Below are 345 nucleotides of genomic sequence, written 5' to 3'. Positions count from 1 at the left end.
ATCTTGGTTGGGCTTGGATGACAGCTGGGTGGGGAAAAATTACAGGAGGATTTGATGCAAGTGGTTTTTTAAAAGGTGCAGTAGCCAATTCTGTAACCGGACCTGATGGTTCACCAGTGTATAGTGGTTGGGTATCATTTTTAGACAGCTTTGCCGTTCCAAATGCAGGTTTATTTAGCCCCCTCGTTGATTGGGGAGAATTATTAGTAGGTTTAGGCTTAATACTTGGCTGTTTGACAACAGCGGCAGCATTTTTTGCCCTAGTAATGAATTTTTCATTCATGCTTTCCGGTACCGTATCTCATAACCCAACAGATATTTTGATGGGAGTGTTTATTGCAGCAG

Annotated in this window: 1 protein-coding gene; it reads left to right on the top strand. The window is 42.3% G+C overall.

All coding sequences use genetic code 11. The features are described from left to right. A partial coding sequence (locus PZE06_RS27100; RefSeq protein WP_275792253.1) for a DoxX family membrane protein occupies positions 1 to 345 on the top strand: 345 nt, incomplete at both ends.

This window comes from Robertmurraya sp. DFI.2.37 (genome assembly GCF_029211245.1).
Classification (GTDB): Bacteria; Bacillota; Bacilli; order Bacillales; family Cytobacillaceae; genus Robertmurraya; species Robertmurraya methanolica_A.
Note: the sequence above shows the minus strand (reverse complement) of the source record. Positions and strands in the feature narration are given on the sequence as shown.